This window comes from Pseudoroseomonas ludipueritiae (genome assembly GCF_014490445.1).
Lineage (GTDB): Bacteria > Pseudomonadota > Alphaproteobacteria > Acetobacterales > Acetobacteraceae > Pseudoroseomonas > Pseudoroseomonas ludipueritiae.
Window position 1 is genome coordinate 1 of record NZ_JACTUZ010000238.1, and the last position, 4387, is coordinate 4387.

The 4387-nt window shown below is 69.8% G+C and carries 4 protein-coding genes and 1 pseudogene; 1 reads left to right on the forward strand and 4 read right to left on the reverse strand.

Annotated elements, in window-relative coordinates; all coding sequences use genetic code 11:
• From IBL25_RS24645 to dnaN, 3 genes and pseudogenes are all read right to left on the reverse strand, one after another.
• Positions 1–660 (reverse strand): annotated as a pseudogene (locus IBL25_RS24645) (DNA replication/repair protein RecF); the annotation flags it as partial.
• A gap of 91 nt (positions 661–751) precedes the next feature.
• Positions 752–1675, reverse strand: a complete 924-nt coding sequence (locus IBL25_RS24650; RefSeq protein WP_187781107.1) for a manganese catalase family protein — start codon at positions 1673–1675, stop codon at positions 752–754.
• A 136-nt stretch (positions 1676–1811) separates the two neighbouring features.
• Positions 1812–2939, reverse strand: a complete 1128-nt coding sequence (gene dnaN / locus IBL25_RS24655) for a DNA polymerase III subunit beta (protein ID WP_187781108.1) — start codon at positions 2937–2939, stop codon at positions 1812–1814.
• A 165-nt stretch (positions 2940–3104) separates the two neighbouring features.
• On the opposite strand from dnaN, the gene IBL25_RS24660 reads away from it, so the two are divergent.
• Positions 3105–3695 carry a UdgX family uracil-DNA binding protein gene (locus IBL25_RS24660; protein WP_187781109.1) on the forward strand — a complete coding sequence of 197 codons (591 nt, stop codon included), beginning with the start codon at positions 3105–3107 and terminating at the stop codon, positions 3693–3695.
• Between the two features lie 240 nt (positions 3696–3935).
• Here the strand turns inward: IBL25_RS24660 and IBL25_RS24665 are convergent.
• Positions 3936–4387 (reverse strand): TSUP family transporter (locus tag IBL25_RS24665; RefSeq protein ID WP_187781110.1); only part of this gene is annotated, 452 nt, incomplete at its 5' end.

Sequence of the window (4387 nt, forward strand, 5' to 3'; positions counted from 1 at the left end):
GCCGGCCACGCCGGCCTCCAGCGCGCCGTTCAGCCGCAGCGCCAGGGAGCGGCGGGCCGCCACCGCCGCCACGGCATGGCGGGCCATGGTATCCTCCAGCGCCGCCAGCCAGCGGGCATCGCGCCCGCCCTCGGCCAGCAGGCGGTTGCGCTGGGTCATGGCGGCATCATGCGCCGCCACGTCCCGCGCATGGCTGGGCTCCAGCGCCCAGACGAGACGGTCCAGGAAACGGCGGCGGCCGGAGGCGCCCTCCTGGAACAGCCGGTCCATCTGCGGCGTCAGCCACAGCGCGGCGGCATGGCGGGCGATCTCGGCCTGGTTGCGCACGGCGGCGCCATCCAGGCGGAAGGAGCGGCGGTCCTGCCCCGCCTCGGCGCCGGTGCCGATCACCACCGGGCCTTCCAGCCCGTCGAAATGCCCGGCCACCACCCAGGACAGGCCCTCGGCCCCTTCCCGGCGGCCCAGTTCCGCTCCCTTGGCGCCGCGCAAGCCCCGCCCGGGGCCCAGCAGGCTGATGGCTTCCAGCAGGTTGGTCTTGCCCATGCCATTGGCGCCCGCCACCACCACGAGGCGGCCGGCGATGGGCTGGTCCAGCTCGGCATAGCTACGGAAATCCCGCAGCATCAGGCGGGTGAGGCGAAGCGTGGGAGGGGAGTTCACAAGAACAGATGTAGCACGCCACCGGGCCGTTCCAAACGGCCGCCCGCCCGTGGAGTACCGGCATGCGGTGCCGGCACCCCTGGCGCCAAGCTTAGCGCGACTTCTGGTAGAGCTTGGTCGCGATCTCGAACATCTCCTCCGGCGCGTAATCGGGCGCGAAGGCGGAGGCCACGCCGGTCAGGTCATGGATCTTGCCGCCTTCCGGCATGCCGTCCACCACCTCCAGCTCGCCCGGCGGGTCGGTCGGCAGGGCCTGCTCCCCGTTGCCCCAGATGGCGGCCATCTCGGCGTAGTCGTTCGGGCTGAAGCGGTACAGGCGGCGGTGCGAGCCTTCCTGCAGGTACTTCTGGCATTCCGGGATCTTGTCCAGCGGGATGTTCGGCGTCGGCAGGAACTTCTCCAGCTCCACGCCGGTGATCTTCTTCAGCGCCAGCGCATAGGCATGCGCATGGACGGAGCCGCGCACCAGCAGATAGCCGCAAACCTCGCGGCCCGTGGGGTCCGACAGCGTCTCATAGACCCGCAGCTTGTGCAGCCGCGCGCCGCATTCCAGGTGGAAGTTGTGCAGCAGGTCCACCACGATATTGCCGGTGGTGGTGACCATGTCCGCGTTCCAGGACATGGAGTTGCTGTTCACCGGCAGCGCGCCACCGCCGGCCGAGGCAAAGGAGGCGAAGGAGCGGATGTCCTTCATCATCTCGAAGGGGGCGCCGGAGATGTCGCCACCATCGGTGTCGTCATTCTCGGCATCCGGTCCGTTCGCCAGCATGGCCACGCCATTGCTGACCAGCTCCACATGCCCCAGCTCCTCCGCCGTGATGGCGGCGACCAGGCTGTAGAAGGGGCGGAGCTTGGACTTGCTGCGGAAGTTGAAGCTCTGGAACATGTAGTTCCCGAGCGTGGACATCTCGCCATACTTGCCGCCGAGCAGTTCCTGCAGGGCGGCGGCGGCGTTCGGGTCCTTCCGCTTCGGGACGGGCAGTTCCGCCTGAAGCTTGTCAACGCGCATGAACATGGGGACGCCTCTCCGGTTTTGGTGGCACCGGCTCAACGAGGCAGCGACGCCAAAGATTACCTCCCTGGCGCCGCTTTCATTCAAAAATCCACCATCGCCCCGGGAAGCGCCGAGCCTCCGCCTGACGCCCGGGCGGTCAGACGCGCATCGGCATCAGCACGTAGAGCGCCTCGGGCTTGGCCGCATCCACCACCACGGTGGGGGCGGAGCCATCGGCGAAGCGGAACTCCACCTTCTCGGCGATCTGGTCGGTGATGTCGGACAGGTAGCGGGCCTGGAAGCCGATCTCGATGCCGCTGCCGTTGTAGGAGATGTTGTCGCCGTCCAGCTCCTCCTCCGCCTGGCCCTGGTCGGGGCTGGAGGCGGTCAGCGTCAGGCTGTCCGGCTTGAGGGAAAGCTTCACGGGCCGCGAACGCTCGGAGGAAATCGCCGCCACGCGCGCCACGGCCTCCGCGAAGGCCTTCTTGTCCACCGTCAGGATCTTGTCGTTCCCGCGCGGGATGACCCGGTCATATTCCGGGAAGGTGCCGTCGATCAGCTTGGAGGTCAGCTGCACCGAGCCGAAGGTGAAGCGGATCTTGGTGTCGGAGAGCTTGATCTCCACCGGGTCGTGGCTTTCCTCGGCCAGCTTGCGGATCTCGTTCACCGTCTTGCGCGGGATGATGACGCCCGGCATGTCGGCCGCGCCTTCCGGCAGCGGCTCCTCCACCCGCGCCAGGCGGTGGCCGTCGGTGGCGACGGCGCGCATCACCTTCTGCCCGTCGCTCTCGGTGGCATGGATATAGATGCCGTTGAGGTAGTAGCGCGTTTCCTCGGTGGAGATGGCGAACTTGGTGCGGTCCACCAGCTCCCGCAGCGTCAGCGCCGGCAGCTCGAAGCCATAGGGCAGCTTGCCCTCGGTCATGGAGGGGAAGTCCTCCACCGGCAGCACCATCAGGGAGGTGGCGAAACGGCCGGCGCGCAGCGCCAGCGGCGCGTCGCCGCCGGGGTGGTCCAGCTCCACCTTGGCGCCGTCCGGCAGCTTGCGGACGATCTCGTAGAGCGTGGCGGCCGGCGCCGTGGTGCGGCCCGCGCGGGTGACGGTGACGCCGGGCACCGCCTCGACGATCGCGATCTCCATGTCCGTCGCGGTCAGGGTCAGCGCGCCCTCATGGGCCGCCAGCATGACATTGGCCAGGATGGGGATGGTGTTGCGGCGCTCCACCACGCTCTGCACATGCGCCAAGGCCTTGAGCAGCACGGCCCGATCCACCGAGAACTTCATGGCTTGTGCAACCCCGTGCCGATGCGGGCGCGGCATCCGCGCCCGCGGTTGTGAGCGAAAGAGCCGACGTATCTACCAGCCCGCCCGCGGGCGGGGAAGGCTGCCTGGCACCGTTTCCGCTCAGGCCGGGCCGCAACCCGGCACCGGGCCGGCGGTTGGCCCTGCATGAGCCAGCCCGCGCATCCCGAGACCCCCCTTGCCCGGCCCATGGCCCCCTGGGCCGAGGGCCATACCTTCGTGCCCGGCGAGGGCCCCGACGGCGCGCCCCTGATGTTCGTGGGCGAGCAACCAGGGGATGAGGAGGACCGCGCCGGCCGCCCCTTCGTCGGCCCCGCCGGCCGGCTCTTCGACCAGGCCCTGGCGGAGGCCGGCGTCACCCGGGCCCAGGCCTATGTCACCAATGCGGTGAAGCACTTCAAATTCACCCAGACCGGCAAGCGCCGCCTGCACCAGAAGCCTGATTCGGGCGACATCGCCCATTACCGCCCCTTCCTGCTGGAAGAGGTGAAGCAGGTCCGCCCCCGCCTGCTGGTGGCCCTGGGCGCCACGGCGGCGCAGTCCCTGCTGGGGCGGAAGGTGCCGGTGCTGAAGGCGCGCGGGGAGGTCATGCCCGGCCCCGCCGGGCGCGACGTCTTCCTGACCGTGCACCCCAGCTTCCTGCTGCGCATCCCAGACGCGGAGAAGAAGCGCCATGAGTACCAGGCCTTCGTGCAGGATCTGCGGGAAGCGGCGCAGCGTGCGGGGGTGACGCATTGAGGCAGAGCGGGAGAAGGCCGGGGGAATGAATTCCCCCGGACCCCCATCTTCTTTCTTCGAGTTGAAGTTCAGGTGGCCGGCGGGGTCGCGGGGATGTTTTGAATAAGGGCAACGCGGGCTGAAGCCGCAGTCGCCGGATGGCTCAGCCCTCCGGCGCAGCCCGGCGTGAGAGGGCGCCGCCACAGGCGCACCCGAAAGCTCGAGAAGAAAAAGAAGGGGGAATTCATTCCCCCGGTTTTTTCACCCCCCAAGCCCCTGCCACAACAGATGCGCGCCCAGCAGCAGCAGCCCGCCGAAGAAGCAGCGGCGGAAGGTGCTGGCTGCCACGCGGCCGCGCAGCCAGCCGCCTAGCGCCATGCCGGCCAGCGCCGGCAACAGCGCCAGCATCGAGCCGCTCAGCGTTCCGCCCCCGAAGCCGCCCCCCGTGGCGAGCCCGGCCGCCAGCGCCAGGGTGGAGACCGTGAAGGAGAGGCCCAGCGCCTGCACCAGCCGGTCGCGTTCCAACCCCAGGGCCTGGAGGTATGGCACCGCCGGCAGCACGAAGACCCCGGTGGCCGCCGTGACCAGCCCGGTCAGCAGCCCGATCAGCGGCCCGGCCCAGGGTTCGGCGCGCGGCGCCACGGCTGGCAGGCGCAGGGGCAGCAGGCCGAAGGCGGCATAGGCCAGCAGGGCCGCGCCCAGCCCCGCCGTGG